This is a genomic window from Pseudomonas sp. B10(2017) (genome assembly GCF_002113295.1).
Lineage (GTDB): Bacteria > Pseudomonadota > Gammaproteobacteria > Pseudomonadales > Pseudomonadaceae > Aquipseudomonas > Aquipseudomonas pudica.
Genome location: NZ_NEJU01000003.1, coordinates 120615 through 135587, shown reverse-complemented (window position 1 = coordinate 135587; position 14973 = coordinate 120615). Strand labels below are relative to the sequence as shown.

General features: G+C 63.8%; 15 protein-coding genes. 5 read left to right on the top strand and 10 right to left on the bottom strand.

The genetic code is table 11. The features are described from left to right. Positions 1-2 precede the first annotated feature (2 nt). Positions 3-1019, top strand: a complete 1017-nt coding sequence (gene lipA / locus CAF92_RS05390; RefSeq protein WP_003257574.1) for a lipoyl synthase — start codon at positions 3-5, stop codon at positions 1017-1019. 87 nt (positions 1020-1106) lie between these two features. Beyond that, positions 1107-2045 (top strand): LD-carboxypeptidase, encoded by a 939-nt coding sequence (locus CAF92_RS05385; RefSeq protein ID WP_085599651.1) that lies wholly within the window; start codon positions 1107-1109, stop codon positions 2043-2045. A 134-nt stretch (positions 2046-2179) separates the two neighbouring features. Here CAF92_RS05385 and CAF92_RS05380 read toward each other — a convergent pair whose 3' ends face one another. From CAF92_RS05380 to leuS, 5 genes are all read right to left on the bottom strand, one after another. Then, on the bottom strand, positions 2180-3496 hold the full coding sequence (locus tag CAF92_RS05380) for a lytic murein transglycosylase (protein WP_046613220.1): 1317 nt from the start codon (positions 3494-3496) through the stop codon (positions 2180-2182). A gap of 60 nt (positions 3497-3556) precedes the next feature. Further along, positions 3557-3721, bottom strand: coding sequence for an alternative ribosome rescue factor ArfA (gene arfA, locus CAF92_RS05375; RefSeq protein WP_025340762.1), 165 nt, complete (start codon positions 3719-3721; stop codon positions 3557-3559). A 143-nt stretch (positions 3722-3864) separates the two neighbouring features. Beyond that, positions 3865-4902 (bottom strand): DNA polymerase III subunit delta, encoded by a 1038-nt coding sequence (holA, locus tag CAF92_RS05370; RefSeq protein ID WP_039613557.1) that lies wholly within the window; start codon positions 4900-4902, stop codon positions 3865-3867. 39 nt (positions 4903-4941) lie between these two features. After that, a complete protein-coding gene (lptE, locus tag CAF92_RS05365; RefSeq protein WP_003257580.1) occupies positions 4942-5547 on the bottom strand; it encodes an LPS assembly lipoprotein LptE in 606 nt (201 codons plus the stop codon). Positions 5548-5607: 60 nt separating this feature from the next. Then, positions 5608-8214: a leucine--tRNA ligase gene (leuS, locus tag CAF92_RS05360; protein WP_085599649.1), complete on the bottom strand. Its 2607-nt coding sequence runs from the start codon at positions 8212-8214 to the stop codon at positions 5608-5610. 227 nt (positions 8215-8441) lie between these two features. On the opposite strand from leuS, the gene CAF92_RS05355 reads away from it, so the two are divergent. Next, on the top strand, positions 8442-8756 hold the full coding sequence (locus CAF92_RS05355; protein ID WP_003257582.1) for a hypothetical protein: 315 nt from the start codon (positions 8442-8444) through the stop codon (positions 8754-8756). 136 nt (positions 8757-8892) lie between these two features. Then, positions 8893-9654, top strand: coding sequence for a YdcF family protein (locus CAF92_RS05350; RefSeq protein WP_046613217.1), 762 nt, complete (start codon positions 8893-8895; stop codon positions 9652-9654). A gap of 125 nt (positions 9655-9779) precedes the next feature. Here CAF92_RS05350 and lnt read toward each other — a convergent pair whose 3' ends face one another. The 4 genes from lnt to CAF92_RS05330 are packed head-to-tail and all read right to left on the bottom strand — an operon-like array spanning position 9780 to position 13635. After that, complete coding sequence (gene lnt, locus CAF92_RS05345) at positions 9780-11297, bottom strand: apolipoprotein N-acyltransferase (RefSeq protein ID WP_046613216.1); 1518 nt, start codon at positions 11295-11297, stop codon at positions 9780-9782. Between the two features lie 8 nt (positions 11298-11305). Then, the gene (locus tag CAF92_RS05340; RefSeq protein WP_046613214.1) at positions 11306-12145 is read right to left on the bottom strand and encodes an HlyC/CorC family transporter; all 840 of its coding nucleotides are present in this window, start codon (positions 12143-12145) and stop codon (positions 11306-11308) included. Positions 12146-12170: 25 nt separating this feature from the next. Next, on the bottom strand, positions 12171-12644 hold the full coding sequence (gene ybeY, locus CAF92_RS05335; protein WP_085599647.1) for an rRNA maturation RNase YbeY: 474 nt from the start codon (positions 12642-12644) through the stop codon (positions 12171-12173). Continuing rightward, positions 12637-13635 (bottom strand): PhoH family protein, encoded by a 999-nt coding sequence (locus CAF92_RS05330; RefSeq protein ID WP_013974342.1) that lies wholly within the window; start codon positions 13633-13635, stop codon positions 12637-12639. Before CAF92_RS05330 ends, ybeY begins: the two co-directional genes overlap by 8 nt. A 276-nt stretch (positions 13636-13911) precedes the next feature. Between CAF92_RS05330 and CAF92_RS05325 the strand changes: the two genes are divergently transcribed. Then, positions 13912-14238, top strand: a complete 327-nt coding sequence (locus tag CAF92_RS05325; protein ID WP_013974341.1) for a DUF1820 family protein — start codon at positions 13912-13914, stop codon at positions 14236-14238. A gap of 3 nt (positions 14239-14241) precedes the next feature. Here the strand turns inward: CAF92_RS05325 and CAF92_RS05320 are convergent, their stop codons facing one another. Continuing rightward, a complete protein-coding gene (locus CAF92_RS05320; RefSeq protein ID WP_046613212.1) occupies positions 14242-14787 on the bottom strand; it encodes a tetratricopeptide repeat protein in 546 nt (181 codons plus the stop codon). Positions 14788-14973: the final 186 nt, after the last annotated feature.

The following is a 14973-nucleotide window of genomic DNA, read 5'->3' as shown; positions in this document are numbered from 1 at the left end:
ATATGACAACTGTGCAAGAAGCCGTGCCGAACCTGATACCTACCCAGGATGCTACCCCGCGCCCAGCGCCGAAGAAGGTGGAAGCCGGGGTCAAGCTGCGTGGTGCCGAAAAGGTGGCTCGCATCCCGGTGAAGATCATCCCCACCGAAGAGCTGCCGAAGAAGCCCGACTGGATCCGCGTGCGTATCCCGGTGTCGCCCGAGGTAGACCGTATCAAGCAGCTGCTGCGCAAGCACAAGCTGCACAGCGTATGCGAAGAGGCATCCTGCCCGAACCTGGGCGAGTGCTTCTCCGGTGGTACCGCCACCTTCATGATCATGGGTGACATCTGCACCCGTCGTTGCCCGTTCTGCGACGTTGGCCACGGTCGGCCGAAACCGCTGGACCTGGACGAGCCGAAGAATCTGGCCATTGCCATCGCCGATCTGCGCCTGAAGTATGTGGTGATCACCTCGGTGGACCGCGACGACCTGCGTGACGGTGGTGCCCAGCACTTTGCTGACTGCATCCGTGAAATTCGCGCGCTGTCGCCGGGCGTACAGCTGGAAACCCTGGTGCCTGACTACCGTGGGCGCATGGATATTGCCCTGGAGATCACCGCGCAAGAGCCGCCGGATGTGTTCAACCACAACCTCGAGACCGTACCGCGCCTGTACAAGGCCGCGCGTCCGGGTTCGGACTACGACTGGTCACTGGACCTGCTGCAGAAGTTCAAGCAGCTGGTGCCGCACGTACCGACCAAGTCGGGCCTGATGCTCGGCCTGGGCGAAACCGACGAGGAAGTGATCGAAGTGATGCACCGCATGCGCGAGCATGACATCGACATGCTTACCCTCGGCCAGTACCTTCAGCCGTCGCGCAGCCACCTGCCGGTGCAGCGTTTCGTCCACCCGGACACCTTCGCCTGGTTCGCCGAGGAAGGTTACAAGATGGGCTTCAAGAACGTTGCTTCCGGCCCGCTGGTGCGTTCTTCGTACCACGCCGACCAGCAAGCTCACGAAGCCAAGATCAAGCTCTGAGCCAAGCACAGAGCCACGCATGCCGATGCACGCCGAAGGGCGGCATCGGCATTTTTGTTTGTGCCACACGCGCTGAAAGGAGCCGCGATGAATTGCGCCGAAACCTTCCAACCCAGCCTGCCCGCCGCGCTGCCGCGTGATGCCTGTTTTGCCATTGTCGCCCCGGCCGGCGCGGCGCGGCTGGATACACACAAGGTCAACCAGTGGTTCGTTGACCGAGGCTACAGTTGCCGCATCTACCCGGGTGCCCTTCAGGCCCAGGGCTATCTGGCGGGGCCGGACCGGCAGCGGTTGCAGGACCTGCATGATGCCTTCGCCGACCCGGCCATCGACGCCATTCTGTGCATGCGTGGAGGGTACGGCAGCATGCGCCTGCTCGACCAGCTCGATTTCGAGCTGATCCGGCGCAACCCCAAGCCGCTGATCGGTTACAGCGACATCACCGCGCTGCACACGGCGATCTACCGGCATACCGGGCTGGTCACCTTCCATGGCGGGATGCTCAATGCCGACCTGCTGGGGGCCAAGTTGCCACCGACCGAGGCTTCGTTGCTGGCGCAGCTGGGTGGGCATGTGCGGGCAGGGGAGCAGATCGTGCACCCTGCTGAATTCGCCTTGAGCAGCGTGCTACATGGTGTGGCCAGCGGGCCGCTACTGGGCGGCAACCTGTCGATGCTGGGCGCGACCCTGGGGACGATTGCCGAGCTGGATACGCAGGGCTGCATCCTGTTCATCGAGGACGTCAACGAGCCGCTGTACCGGGTGGACCGCTTGCTGACCCAGCTGCGCCTGGCGGGCAAGCTGGAGGGGGTGAAGGGGGTGCTGGTGGGGGACTTTGCCGGGATTACCACTGTGGCGTTGACGCCCCTGCTGGAGGACATCTTCGCACCGCTGGGTGTGCCGGTACTGGCAGGGTGGCGCAGTGGGCATTGTGACCCGAATGTGTGCTTGCCGTTGGGGGCTCGGGTAGTGCTGGATAGCTCTCGGCAGAGCTTGCTGCTGGAGCAGGATCTTTTCCAGGCTTGAGATTGTCGGGGCTGCTTTGCAGCCCATCGCGACACAAGGCCGCTCCTACAGGAGACCGCGTTACCCCGATGGTTCGCGATCGCTTGTAGGAGCGGCCTTGTGTCGCGATGGGCCGCGCAGCGGCCCCAAGATTCTTACGGCTGACGCAGGCTCTCGAGCAGCTTGTGGGTCGGATACCCATCTGCCGGCCACCCCAGCCCCTGCTGGGCATTGCGGATCGCCTTGCGGGTATTGGCGCCAATGATGCCATCGGCATTGCCTGCATCGTGCCCGTTGCGGTTCAGCAGGTTCTGCAGTTCCATGCGCTCGCTGCGGCTGAGCGGCAGGTCTTCTTTCGGCCAGCTGCCAGCAATGAAGCCCCAGCCCGTGAATCGATCACCCAACAGGCTTACTGCCAGCGCGTAGGACGACGAGTTGTTGTACTTGAGGATGGCTCGGAAGTTGTCCAGCACCAGGAACGCCGGGCCACGCGCGCCCGCTGGCAGCAGCAGGGCGGCAGACAGCTGGTTGCTGCCCGCCGGCAACTGGGTACCGGCAGGCAGTTTCACGCCCATTGCCAGCCACTCGCTCACGGGCTTGCGCAGGGCGCCATCGGCCTGCCAGTAATCAAAGCCAGGTGGCACCTGGACCTCGAAGCCCCACGGCTGACCACGTTTCCAGCCCGAGCTCTGCAGATAGTGCGCTGTCGAGGCCAGGGCGTCTGCCGTGCTGTTCCAGATGTCGCGGCGGCCATCGCCGTCGAAGTCCACGGCATGGGTGTTGTAGGTGGTCGGGATGAACTGGGTCTGGCCCATCGCGCCGGCCCAGGAGCCACGCATGGCCTCAGGCTGGATATCGCCATGCTGGATGATCTGCAGCGCGGCGATCAACTGGTCCTGGGCGAACTGTGGGCGGCGGCCCTCATAGGCCAAGGTAGCCAGTGAGCGGATCACCGACTTGTTGCCCTGGAACTGGCCGAAGTTGCTTTCCATGCCCCATACCGCGACCAGCACCTGGCGATCGACGCCATAGCGTTGCTCGATGCGGGTCAGCAGTTCGGCGTTCTGCTCCAGCAGCTTCTTGCCGTTGCGCACGCGCAGGGGGGAAAGAGCGCCTTCGAGGTATTCCCATACCGGGCGGGTGAACTCTGGTTGGCTGCGATCGGCCTTGATCACATCCATGTCGGGGGTGACGCCGAGAAAGGCGCGGTCGAACGTGTCCTGCGAAATGCCGGCTTGCAGGGCCTGCTGGCGAAAGCCCGCTTGCCATTGCGCGAAGGTTTGCAGAGGCTGGATTTCAGTGCTGGTATCGAGCGTCGTGCCGGGCAGGGTTACCACCGGGGCGGGCTGGGCGGGGGCCAGCGGCAGGGCGTCGGCGGCGGTGGGCTTTTCTGCGCAGGCCACGAGCAGGATGAAACTGGAGGCCGCGATCAGCTGACGGGTTTTCCAGCGGGGGAGAAGACTGAGGAGCATTCACAGATCCAGAATTGCAGGTCAGATGACGACCATACCATGCCTGCGCTTTCGATGCTTTCATGCAGCCAAAAAGTAGGAAGCCTCCCAATCTCTCGATTGGAAGGCTTCGCGGCGGTAGCTGCCTTTGCCCTTGTTCGGCCGCTCCTGGCGGCAGCGGAACAGCGGTTGGGCGATGATCGACTTGGCCTTGTTGGGGCCGTGCTTTTTCGGCTTTTTGCTCATGGTGAGGTTCCCGGGTTGGGTGGCTTTCGCGGCGCACTGTAGGGTTTGGGGCTGGGTGGGGCCAATTGATTGTGTATATGGCCGAATACCTGGGTCCATGGATGTACCCTTGTAGGAGCAACCTGGACAGTCTGGTGGACGGTTTACTCGGGAGGGAGTGTCAGGCGCTGGCCGGCCATCAGCAGCGACAAGCGCGCCAGGCCAGTCCACGGCGAGCCCTCGGCCTGGCCCTTGATCTGTGCATCGATACGCTGGGCATCTTGCAGCAACTGCGCCCAGCGCTGCGCCGACAGGCGCTGCAGGGCCTTGCTGACCAGTGGCCGGCGTTTGTCCCAGACTGGCGGGCGGGCCTGGCTGAAGGCCTTGTCCAGAGGTACACCCTGGCTGAACTGCTGGGCCAGCCCCGCCAGCTGGCGCAGCTCACGGGCCAGGGCCCAGAGAATCACTGGTGGCTCCACGCCTTCACCGCGCAAGCCTTCGAGCATGCGCAAGGCATGCGCGGCTTCGCCATTGAGAATGGCATCGACCAGGCCGAAGACATCGAAGCGGGCGCTGTCGGCGACGGCGGCCTGTACGGTCTCCACGGTGATCTGGTTGCCTTCGGCGAGCAGCTTGAGCTTTTCGATTTCCTGCGCTGCAGCCAGCAGGTTACCTTCCACGCGTGCAGCGATCAGGTCGACGGCGTCACGTTGTGCCGAAAGGCCGGCCTGCTGCAGGCGCTGGTTGATCCACTGCGGCAGTTGATGCACATCCACCGGCCAGATCTGGATGAACTGGCAGTGGGCGCCTTCGATCAGCGCCTTGCCCCACTTGGTCTTCTGCGCGCTGCCGTCGAGCTTGGGCAGGCTGACCAGCAGCAGGGTGTCTTCGGCGGGGTTGGCGCAGTACTCCATCAGCGCAGCAGCGCCCTTGTCACCGGGCTTGCCCGAGGGCAGGCGCAATTCCAGCAGGCGGCGCTGGGCGAACAGGGACAGGCTGGCGCCAGCCTGGAGCAGGGTGCCCCAGTCGAAGTTGGCGTCGGCACTGAATACCTGGCGTTCGTCAAAGCCCTGCTGGCGCGCGGCGTTGCGGATGGCGTCGGCGGCTTCCTGGCACAGCAGCGGGTCGTCGCCGCTGACCACGTAGACCGGTGCCAGTGCGCCTTGCAGATGCTTGTTGAGTTGGGCGGGGGCGAGCTTCATGGGAAGCAGGCGGGGCACCCGAAGGTACCCCGCTCGGGCTTAGTTGCCCGGTACTTCCAGTGGCGATTGCTGAGGCGTTTCGGCCTGCTGGCGGCGAGCGGCCTCCAGCGCAGCGGCTTCGGCCTTGGCGCGCTCGTCGGCCTGACGCTGCAGCTCGTCCAGCTGGGACGGGGTCAGCATCTGCAGGCGAACGACCATGGCGTTGACCAGGTCGCGACGCATTTCTTCGCGGGCGCGGTTGGCTTCCTGCTCGGAGCCGGTGATGTTCGAGCCGTCACGCAAGTAGATCTTGCGCACCTCCAGCTTGTCGCTCATCAGTTCCAGGTTGTTCAGGCCCTGGATGCTGTAGTTCAGCACGGTGGTCAGTTCGTATTCGGCGGTACGGTTGCCGCTGTTGTAGGTCGCCGAGCGCTCGCGCTCCTGCTCGTTGGTCAGCACCAGGCGGTACGGTGCGCCAGCGTGCACGTTGACACCGCTACGTTGCAGCACTTCACGCAGCTGGACCACGGTCGGGCCGTAGGCGTTGCGTGCGCTGACGTCCATTTCCTTTACGCTCAGCTCGGTGGAGCCGGTGCCGCGCAGCTGGAAACCGCAGGCGCTGAGCATGACCGCCAGGCCAATTACCAGCAAATTGCGTTTGATCATGTTGTTGCTCCCTTGTGGGCCTGTTCGCCCGCCCGCAGTGGCTGCGGGCGGGCGTTGCCATCAGTTGGCGACGATGTTGACCAGCTTGCCCGGTACCACGATGACCTTGCGGATGGTCAGGCCATCGATGAAGCGCAGGACGTTCTCGTTGCTGCGCGCGGCGGCTTCGATTTCTTCGCGGCTGGCGGCGGCCGGCATTTCGACCTGGCCACGCAGCTTACCGTTTACCTGCACCACCAGGGTGACGGTGTCCTGTACCAGGGCTGCCTCGTCGACGGCTGGCCAGCTGGCGTCGATGACTGCCTGCTGGTGGCCCAGCTGTTGCCACAGCTCGTGAGAGATGTGCGGGGTGATCGGTGCCAGCAGCAGGGTGACGGCCTCGAGGCCTTCCTGCAGCAGGGCGCGGTCCTGCTCAGTAGCCTGCGGGGCCTTTTCCAGCACGTTCATGACGGTCATCACCTGGGCGATGGCGGTGTTGAACTTGTGGAACTGGCCAACATCGGTGCTGGCCTGCTTGATGGCGGCGTGGATGGCGCGGCGGATGACCTTCTGCGCGTCGTCCAGGGCGGCGACATCCAGCTTGCCCGGCAGGCCTTGGGCCACGTGGGCCTGGGCCAGGCGCCAGACGCGGCGCAGGAAGCGGCTGGCACCCTCGACGCCGGAGTCGGACCATTCCAGGCTCATGTCGGGCGGCGAGGCGAACATCATGAACAGGCGGCAGGTGTCGGCGCCGTACTGGTCGATCATCGATTGCGGGTCGACGCCGTTGTTCTTCGACTTCGACATCTTCTCGGTGCCACCGATTTCCACTGGCAGGCCGTCGGTCTTCAGGCGGGCGCCAATGATCTTGGCCTTGGCATCGCGCTCGACTTCGACATCGGCCGGGTTGAACCAGTCCTTGCCGCCGTTGCTGGCAACACGGTAGTAGGTTTCGGCGACCACCATGCCCTGGGTCAGCAGGTTCTTGAACGGCTCGTTCGATGTGACCAGGCCTTCGTCACGCATCAGCTTGTGGAAGAAGCGCGCGTACAGCAGGTGCAGGATGGCGTGCTCGATACCGCCGATGTACTGGTCTACCGGCAGCCAGTGGTTGGCCGCTTTCGGGTCGACCATGCCACCTTCATAGTTCGGCGAGGCGTAGCGGGCGAAGTACCAGGACGATTCGACGAAGGTGTCCATGGTGTCGGTTTCGCGCTTGGCCGCGGTGCCGCATTTCGGGCAGGTGCACTCGTAGAATTCAGGCATGCGCGCCAGTGGCGAACCGGCGCCATCCGGCACCACGTTCTCCGGCAGGGTGACCGGCAGCTGGTCTTCCGGCACCGGTACGTCGCCGCAGGACGGGCAGTGGATGATAGGGATCGGGCAGCCCCAGTAGCGCTGGCGGCTGATACCCCAGTCACGCAGGCGGAACTGGGTACGCGATTTGCCCAGCTCCTTGCGGATCAGGGCGGCTTCGATGGCGTCGAAGGCACCGGCGAAGTCCAGGCCGTCGAACTCGCCGGAGTTGATCAGCTGGCCGTGCTCGCCATAGGCGGCCAGCCACTCGCTGCCGACTTGGTCGCCAGCGCTGGTGCGCACCACGGCCTTGACCGGCAGGTTGTACTTGTGGGCGAACTCGAAGTCACGCTCGTCGTGGGCCGGTACGGCCATGACGGCGCCATCGCCGTAGTGCATCAGCACGTAGTTGGCGACCCATACCGGCAGCTTCTCGCCGGTCAGCGGGTGCTCGACCAGCAGGGAAGTGGCCATGCCCTTCTTCTCCTGGGTGGCCATGTCGGCTTCGGCAACGCTGCCGCTCTTGCACTCGTCGATGAACGCCTGCAGCGCCGGATTGCCCTGGGCGGCCTGGGTGGCCAGCGGGTGTTCGGCGGCGACGGCGACGTAGGTGGCGCCCATCAGCGTGTCGGGGCGGGTGGTGAAGACCTTGAGCGTGCCTTCGTGGCCGATGCTGGCCAGGTCGTACGGGAACTGCACTTCCATGCCGCGCGACTTGCCGATCCAGTTGCGCTGCATGGTCTTGACCTGCTCAGGCCAGCCCGGCAGCTCGTCGAGGCTTTCCAGCAGCTCGTCGGCGTAGTCGGTGATGCGGAAGTAGTACATCGGGATTTCGCGCTTCTCGATCAGCGCGCCCGAACGCCAGCCACGACCGTCGATGACCTGCTCGTTGGCCAGTACGGTCTGGTCCGCCGGGTCCCAGTTCACGGTACCGTTCTTGCGGTAGATGATGCCTTTTTCGAACAGGCGGGTGAACAGCCACTGCTCCCAACGGTAGTAGTCGGGCTTGCAGGTGGTGACTTCACGTGCCCAGTCGATGGCCAGGCCCAGGCTCTTGAGCTGGGTCTTCATGTAGTCGATGTTTTCGTACGTCCACTTGGCCGGGGCGACGTTGTTCTTCATCGCCGCGTTTTCCGCAGGCATGCCGAAAGCGTCCCAGCCCATCGGCTGCAGGACGTTCTTGCCCAGCATGCGCTGGTAGCGGGCAATCACGTCACCGATGGTGTAGTTGCGCACGTGGCCCATGTGTAGCTTGCCGCTCGGGTACGGGAACATCGACAGGCAGTAGTAGGTGTCCTTGCCTGGCTGTTCGGTAACAGCGAACGATTGTTGCTCGTCCCAGAACTTCTGGGCGGCGGCTTCGATATCACGGGGCGTGTATTGTTCGTGCATGGCTACTTTTTGCTGAGAGGGAAGAGACCTTGTTCCAGGCAGCGGAACCTCGCTGCGTCCGGCACTCCGGTGTCATTTAGAGTGAACGCCGTAGCATACAGCAGCGCCGCGCATCGTGGGAAACCTTCGTTGCGAATGCCCGCTGGTCGCGGCACACGGCTGCTTTTTGCAACGACGCTAAGCTCAGGTGTGGGGGGAGATATTCTTATCTTCAATGAGGTGAACGGATGGGAGAGACGCAGCTACCCGCAATCAGACCGGAGCTATACGAACGCCTGATCGACCGGCTTGGCCTGGCGCTGGAAGTGGCCAGGACATCGGTGCGATTGCGCGACGAAATGCCAGCCGAGCTGGAGTTGCGCGGCCTGAGCCACGCAGAGTTCGAACTGATCAAGGCCTACCTGGATTCCCTCCCGGAGCGCCACAATGCCTGTGTCGGCAGTTACCCACAAGCGGAGCCGACATCGGCCAAGATCATCTGGCTCAAGGACAAGAAACGCCCCGCCAGCACGGCGAGATCCAGGACGCTGCCACACCGCTAGCCGTTCAGGACGCCAGGCGCAGGCTATCGCGCGCCGGTTCTTCAAAAATTGCACAACTCATGATCGGCGCCGGCCGCACCCTTGTTGACCGGCGTCGATCCTTCTAGGCTGCACGCCTGCCAAGGAGGTGTGGCCAATGCCGATCCGATACTTCATCAAACAATGGCTGATGCCGCCAGGCGTCCTGTTCCTGCTGCTGCTTGTGGCCTGGTGGCTGCATCGCCGCCGGCCCAGGCTGGCAGCGCTGTGCTTTGCCGTGGGCCTTGGTGGCCTGTGGCTGATGAGCCTGCCGCTGGTGGTGCAGGAAACCGCCCGTGCACTGGAGACGGAAGCGCCGCTGGCGGTAGGCGATTGGGCCGGCCTGGCAAGCCGGGCGGATGCCATCGTGGTGCTGGGTGCGGGGCGTGAACGGGGTGACCCGGCCTGGGGGGGTAGCGACCAGCCCACGGCCACGGCGCTGGAGCGCATGCGCTTTGCCGCGCGACTGGCCAAGGCTTCGGGCTTGCCGGTGCTGACCAGCGGCGGGTTGCACTATGGCACGCCGCCGAGCGAGGCGCAGTTGATGGCTGATCGCCTGCGTGAAGATTTCGGCGTCGAGGTGAAATGGCGGGAGGAGGGGAGCCGCACGACCTGGGAGAATGCCCGGCTGACGGCCAAGGTGTTGCAGCCGTTGGGGATTCGCCGGGTGGTCGTGGTAACCCAGGCGTGGCACATGCAGCGCTCGCGCTGGAGTTTCGAGCAGGCGGGGTTCGAGGTGGTGCCGGCGCCGGTCGGGTTCCTCGGGCGCGATCATGCGCGGCCGTTCGGCGGGTTGCTGCCGGAGAGCCGGGCGATGTGGCAGAGCGGGCAGTTGCTCAATGAAGTCGCGGGGTTGGTGGGGTACCGGGTGTTTTATTGAGCCTTGTGTTGCCTGTGCCGGCCTCTTCGCGGGTGAACCCGCTCCCACAGGTACACCGCAGGCCATGGGCTTGTGCGGTCCCCGTGGGAGCGGGTCTACCCGCTAAGAGGCTGGTACAGGAAAACTCAAACGGTCTTGGCAATGCGCCCGGCCAGCAACGCCCAAACCAGCAGCAATGCGCAGACAATCGCCAGCGGCCACGATCGCCATTGCAGGTACGGCGTCAGTTGCTGCATCGGCACCACTTCACCATACAGCACCGCCTGCTGGAACTGCGGCACCTGAGTGGTAATACGGCCAAACGGGTCGATCAGCGCAGTCACGCCGTTGTTGGTGGCGCGGATCATCCAGCGGCCAGCTTCCAGCGCACGCATCTGCGCCATCTGCAGGTGCTGCAACGGGCCGATCGAGGTGCCGAACCAGGTGTCGTTGCTGATGGTCAGCAGCAGGTCGCTGCGTGCCGCCAGGCCTGCGGCGAATTCGGGGTAGACCACTTCGTAGCAGATGTAAGGCGCAATCTGGTAGCCCTTGGCCTGCAGCAGCGGCTGGTCTTCCGGCCCGCGGGCGAAGTCCGACATGGGCAGGTTGAAGAACTCGATCAGGCCGCGCAGCATGTCCTGCAGCGGCACATACTCGCCAAACGGCACCAGCTTCTGCTTGAGGTAGGTGCCATCGCCTTCACCGGTGACGGTGATGCCGTTGTAGTAGCGGCGCTGGTGATGCACCACTTCACGCACCGGCACACCGGTGATCAGCGCCGAATGCCGTTCGGCGGCGAACCGGCCCATCACGTCGATATAGCCTTGGGCCTGGTCCTTGAGCACCGGCACCGCGGTTTCCGGCCACACCAGCAGGTCCACCGGCCTGGAGCTGAAGCTCAGGTCACGGTACAGCGCCAGTTGCGCGTCGATGTGTGCCGGGTCCCATTTCAGGTCCTGCTCGACATTGCCCTGGATGGCCGCCACTTTCAGCGGGTCGCCCGCCGGCTTGGTCCAGGCGTGGCCCTTTAGCGCCAGGCCCAGCACCCACGGGGCCAGCAACAGCAGGCAGCCCACCGCCAGGAACGAGGGGCGGCCGCGCAGGCGGTGCAGGTTGCACAGCAGGGCAGCGGTCAGGGCCAGGGCGAAGGAAATCAGCCACACGCCGCCCAGCGGTGCCAGGCCGGCCAGCGGGCCGTCCAGCTGGCTGTAGCCGGCGTAGAGCCAAGGGAAACCGGTCAGGAACCAGCCGCGGAAGGCCTCTTGCAGCAGCCACAGGGCGGCGAAGCACAGGGCGTCGGCCAGCGGTGCTTCGGTGCGACGCAGCCAGCGGGCCCACAGCCAGGTGGGCAGGGCGAAGAACCAGGCCAAGGCGGCGAAGAACGCCAGCAGCAGCAGGATGGCCAGCAGCGGCGAGGCGCCGCCGTAGGTGTTCATGCTGACGTAGATCCACCAGGTGCCGGCACCGTACAGGCCGAAGCCGAACCACCAGCCACGCCACATGGCCTGGCGCGGGCTGAGCTCGCGCAGGCCAAGGTAGAGCAGGGCGATGGACAACACGGCCAGTGGCCAGATGTCGAATGGCGCCAGGGCCAGGAGGGTGGAGGCACCGGCCGCCAGGGCCAGCAGGTTACCGGGCCAGCCGGGGCGGGTGATCCAACGCATGTTTGTCCTTAACGGGTGATCGGTGTCAGGCGCAGCAAGTGTATCCGCCGGCTGTCGGCATTGAGAATACGGAACTTGTAAGGGCCGATCTCGGTGGTTTCGTTGCGCTTGGGCAGGTGACCGAAGGCACTCATCACCAGGCCGCCGACCGTGTCGAACTCGTCATCGGAGAATTCGCTGTCGAAGAACTCGTTGAAGTTCTCAATCGGGGTAAGCGCCTTGACCAGGAAGTCACCGCTGGGCAGCGGCTTGATGTAGCTGTCTTCCTCGACGTCGTGCTCGTCCTCGATGTCGCCGACAATCTGCTCCAGCACGTCCTCGATGGTGACCAGGCCGGCCACGCCACCGTACTCGTCGATGACGACGGCCATGTGGTTATGGTTGGCGCGGAACTCGCGCAGCAGCACGTTCAAGCGCTTGGACTCGGGCACGAAAGTGGCTGGGCGCAGCAGGTCCTTGATGTTGAAGCTGTCGCCGTTCTCCTTGAGGATCAGCGGCAGCAGGTCCTTGGCGAGCAGGATCCCGAGCACATCATCGTGGCTTTCGCCGATCACCGGGTAGCGCGAGTGCGCGGCGTCGATCACCGCTGGCAGAAACTCGCGCGGCGACTGGCTGGCCTTGATGCTGATCATCTGCGAACGCGGCACCATGATGTCGCGAACCTGCAGGTCGGCCACCTGGATGGCGCCTTCAACGATGGTCAGCGCCTCGCTGTCCAGCAGTTTGTTCTGATGGGCTTCGCGCAGCAGTTCAAGGAGTTGCTGGCGGTTTTTCGGCTCATGGGCAAAAGCCTGGGTCAGTTTACCCAGCCAGGACTTCTGCCCGTTGCTCGATCGATCTTCGCTCATGGCGGTTCTCGTGATCCTTCGTGTATCAGTGTGTGATGGTGTCGGTTTCATCGTCGGCGTACGGGTCGGGATGACCCAGTTCTGCCAGCAATTCCCGTTCCAGGCCTTCCATTTCCTCGGCTTCCTCATCTTCGATGTGGTCATAGCCGAGCAGGTGCAGGCAACCGTGGATGACCAGGTGCGCCCAGTGCGCTTCCAGCGACTTGCCCTGTTCGGCGGCTTCGCGCTCGACCACCGGCACGCAGATCACCAGGTCGCCCAGCAGCGGGATATCGAGCAGGTCGTCGGGGACATCGGCCGGGAACGACAGCACATTGGTCGCGTAGTCCTTGTGCCGATAGTTGTGGTTCAGCTCGCGGCCTTCGGTTTCGTCGACCAGGCGAATGGTCATTTCCGAATCGGCGCTGCGCTGGCGCAGGGCCAGTTCGCACCAGCGGCGAAAGGCGGTGTCATCCGGGGCGGCAGCATCCGTGGCCCGTTGAATATCGAGTTCAAGCATCTTTGCCTGGCGCCTCGGGCTTGGCCTGGCGGGCATCGAAGCGGTCGTAGGCCTCGACAATGCGCTGCACCAGTGGGTGACGAACCACATCTTTGGGTTGGAAGTGGGTGAAACTGATCCCCGGAACGTCCTTCAACACCTCGATGACGTGCGCCAGGCCCGACTTGGTGCCACGGGGCAGGTCGACCTGGGTGATGTCACCGGTGATGACCGCGGTGGAGCCGAAGCCGATACGGGTGAGGAACATCTTCATCTGTTCCAGTGTGGTGTTCTGGCTCTCGTCGAGGATGATGAAGCTGTTGTTCAGGGTGCGGCCACGCATGTAGGCCAGCGGGGCGATCTCGATTACCTGACGCTCGATCAGCTTGGCCACGTGTTCGAAGCCGAGCATTTCGTACAGGGCGTCGTACAGCGGGCGCAGGTACGGGTCGATCTTCTGGGCCAGGTCGCCGGGCAGGAAGCCGAGCTTTTCGCCCGCCTCTACCGCCGGGCGCACCAGCAGGATGCGGCGCACCTGTTCGCGTTCCAGCGCGTCCACGGCGCAGGCCACGGCCAGGTAGGTCTTGCCGGTACCGGCCGGGCCGATGCCGAAGTTGATGTCGTTGGCCAGGATTTCCTTGACGTAGCGTTGCTGGTTGACCCCGCGCGGGCGGATGTTGCCCTTGCGCGTGCGCAGCGACACGCTGACCTCGTTGACGGCCGGGTTGTCGATGTTCTCGACGGTCGATTCCTGCAGGTACAGGTGCACGGTTTCCGGGGACAGGTCGCTGGCCTTGGTCTCGCGGTAGAGACGGCGCAGCAGCTGTTCGGCAGCGGAGGTGGTCTTGGGTTCGCCGATCAGTTCGAACTGATTGCCGCGGTTGCGGATCTCGATGGCCAGGCGCTGTTCGATCAGGCGCAGGTGCTCGTCGAACTGGCCGCACAAGTTGGCGAAACGGTGGGCCTCGAAAGGTTCGAGGATGAAACGATGGGGTTGTATGGGTGCGTTCAAGGTCGTTTTTAGCCGCTCGACGGCAATGGATGTGAACTCAAGAATAACCCTTGAATGCCAGTGGCGAAAGCACTGAAACGTTCAACGGTATGTATGGCCTGCTCCGGCCCTATCGCCGGCAAGCCGGGCTCCCACAGATATTGCACAGGCCTGAAGCTTGCGCAGTACCTGTGAAAGCTGGCTTGCCGGCGATGAGGCCGGGACAGGCAACACAGATCAGCAAACCTGTCTGCTATGATGCCCGCCTTTTCTTACGCATGTGTTATCCCGACGAACATGAGCAAACGCGAACCTGCCATCTATAAAGTGATCTTCCTCAACCAGGGGCAGGTCTTCGAGATGTATGCCAAGCAGATCTACCAGAGCGACCTGTGGGGGTTCCTGGAAATCGAGGAGTTCGTGTTCGGCGAGCGTTCGCAGCTGGTGGTGGACCCGAGCGAGGAGAAGCTCAAAAGCCAGTTCGATGGGGTGATCCGCAGCTTCGTGCCGATGCACTCGATCGTGCGCATCGACGAGGTGGAGCGACTGGGCACAGCTAAGATCAGCGAAGCCAAGGGCGGCGGCAACGTGATGCCGTTCCCCATGCCGATGCCGGAAAAGTAACCCTCAGGGGAGTGGCGAGAACGGCGTTCGCCCTTCGGCGTTCTGCAGTTCGAGCAGGTACTTGCGGAAGATCTGGCCGAGCACCTGGGTGGCATGCTCCAGCTCGTCGCGGGGCATTTGCTCGGTCACTTCGTCGGCCATGTCCAGCGCATCCTCGGCGCCGTTGACCGCGGCCATCTTCAGCAGGATGTAGGCCTGCACATTGTTGGCCTTGACCCCTTCACCACGGAAGAACATGGCGCCCAGGCGGTACTGGGCCTCGGCGTGGCCTTGCAGCGAGGCCTTTTCGAACCAGTTCAAGGCTTTGCCCAAATTTTTCGGCGTTTGCGTGTAGTAGTAATCGCCCAGTTCGAATTGCGCCTGGGCATCCCCCGCCGTTGCCGTCTGCTCACAAGCCTTGAGGGCGTTTGCCAAGTCTTCAGGCTGGACATTCAAGGTGCAGCGGCCCGTCGCCGGAATCAGCAACGAGTTACCGCCCTCCGCCAGGGCCAGCAGGGGCTGAAGAAGCAACAGGCAGCCCAGGGTCAGGGCGCGGCCGGTGCGGTTCATGGGGATCGACTTACCTCTGCAAAGCTGCGGCCAATGTCTCTGGTGGCACATTATGGGATAAGCAGCGCCAACCTTACAAAGTTTTACTCGAATTTCTGCTTGGTTGGGGAAGTCAGCTGATTGTGCATGGGTATTTGTTGCCTGTACCGGCCTCTGTGGGAGCGGCCTTGTGTCGCGAAAGGGCTG

Excerpts from the sequence above, each read along its gene's own strand:
- CAF92_RS05355 (WP_003257582.1), top strand. The coding sequence starts at position 8,442 with ATGGGAGAGACGCAGCTACCCGCAATCAGACCGGAGCTATACGAACGC.
- ybeY (WP_085599647.1), bottom strand. The coding sequence starts at position 12,644 with ATGCTTGAACTCGATATTCAACGGGCCACGGATGCTGCCGCCCCGGAT.
- CAF92_RS05340 (WP_046613214.1), bottom strand. The coding sequence starts at position 12,145 with ATGAGCGAAGATCGATCGAGCAACGGGCAGAAGTCCTGGCTGGGTAAA.
- CAF92_RS05325 (WP_013974341.1), top strand. The coding sequence starts at position 13,912 with ATGAGCAAACGCGAACCTGCCATCTATAAAGTGATCTTCCTCAACCAG.
- lptE (WP_003257580.1), bottom strand. The coding sequence starts at position 5,547 with ATGATCAAACGCAATTTGCTGGTAATTGGCCTGGCGGTCATGCTCAGC.
- lnt (WP_046613216.1), bottom strand. The coding sequence starts at position 11,297 with ATGCGTTGGATCACCCGCCCCGGCTGGCCCGGTAACCTGCTGGCCCTG.
- CAF92_RS05320 (WP_046613212.1), bottom strand. The coding sequence starts at position 14,787 with ATGAACCGCACCGGCCGCGCCCTGACCCTGGGCTGCCTGTTGCTTCTT.
- leuS (WP_085599649.1), bottom strand. The coding sequence starts at position 8,214 with ATGCACGAACAATACACGCCCCGTGATATCGAAGCCGCCGCCCAGAAG.
- CAF92_RS05385 (WP_085599651.1), top strand. The coding sequence starts at position 1,107 with ATGAATTGCGCCGAAACCTTCCAACCCAGCCTGCCCGCCGCGCTGCCG.
- lipA (WP_003257574.1), top strand. The coding sequence starts at position 3 with ATGACAACTGTGCAAGAAGCCGTGCCGAACCTGATACCTACCCAGGAT.
- CAF92_RS05380 (WP_046613220.1), bottom strand. The coding sequence starts at position 3,496 with ATGCTCCTCAGTCTTCTCCCCCGCTGGAAAACCCGTCAGCTGATCGCG.
- holA (WP_039613557.1), bottom strand. The coding sequence starts at position 4,902 with ATGAAGCTCGCCCCCGCCCAACTCAACAAGCATCTGCAAGGCGCACTG.
- CAF92_RS05350 (WP_046613217.1), top strand. The coding sequence starts at position 8,893 with ATGCCGATCCGATACTTCATCAAACAATGGCTGATGCCGCCAGGCGTC.
- arfA (WP_025340762.1), bottom strand. The coding sequence starts at position 3,721 with ATGAGCAAAAAGCCGAAAAAGCACGGCCCCAACAAGGCCAAGTCGATC.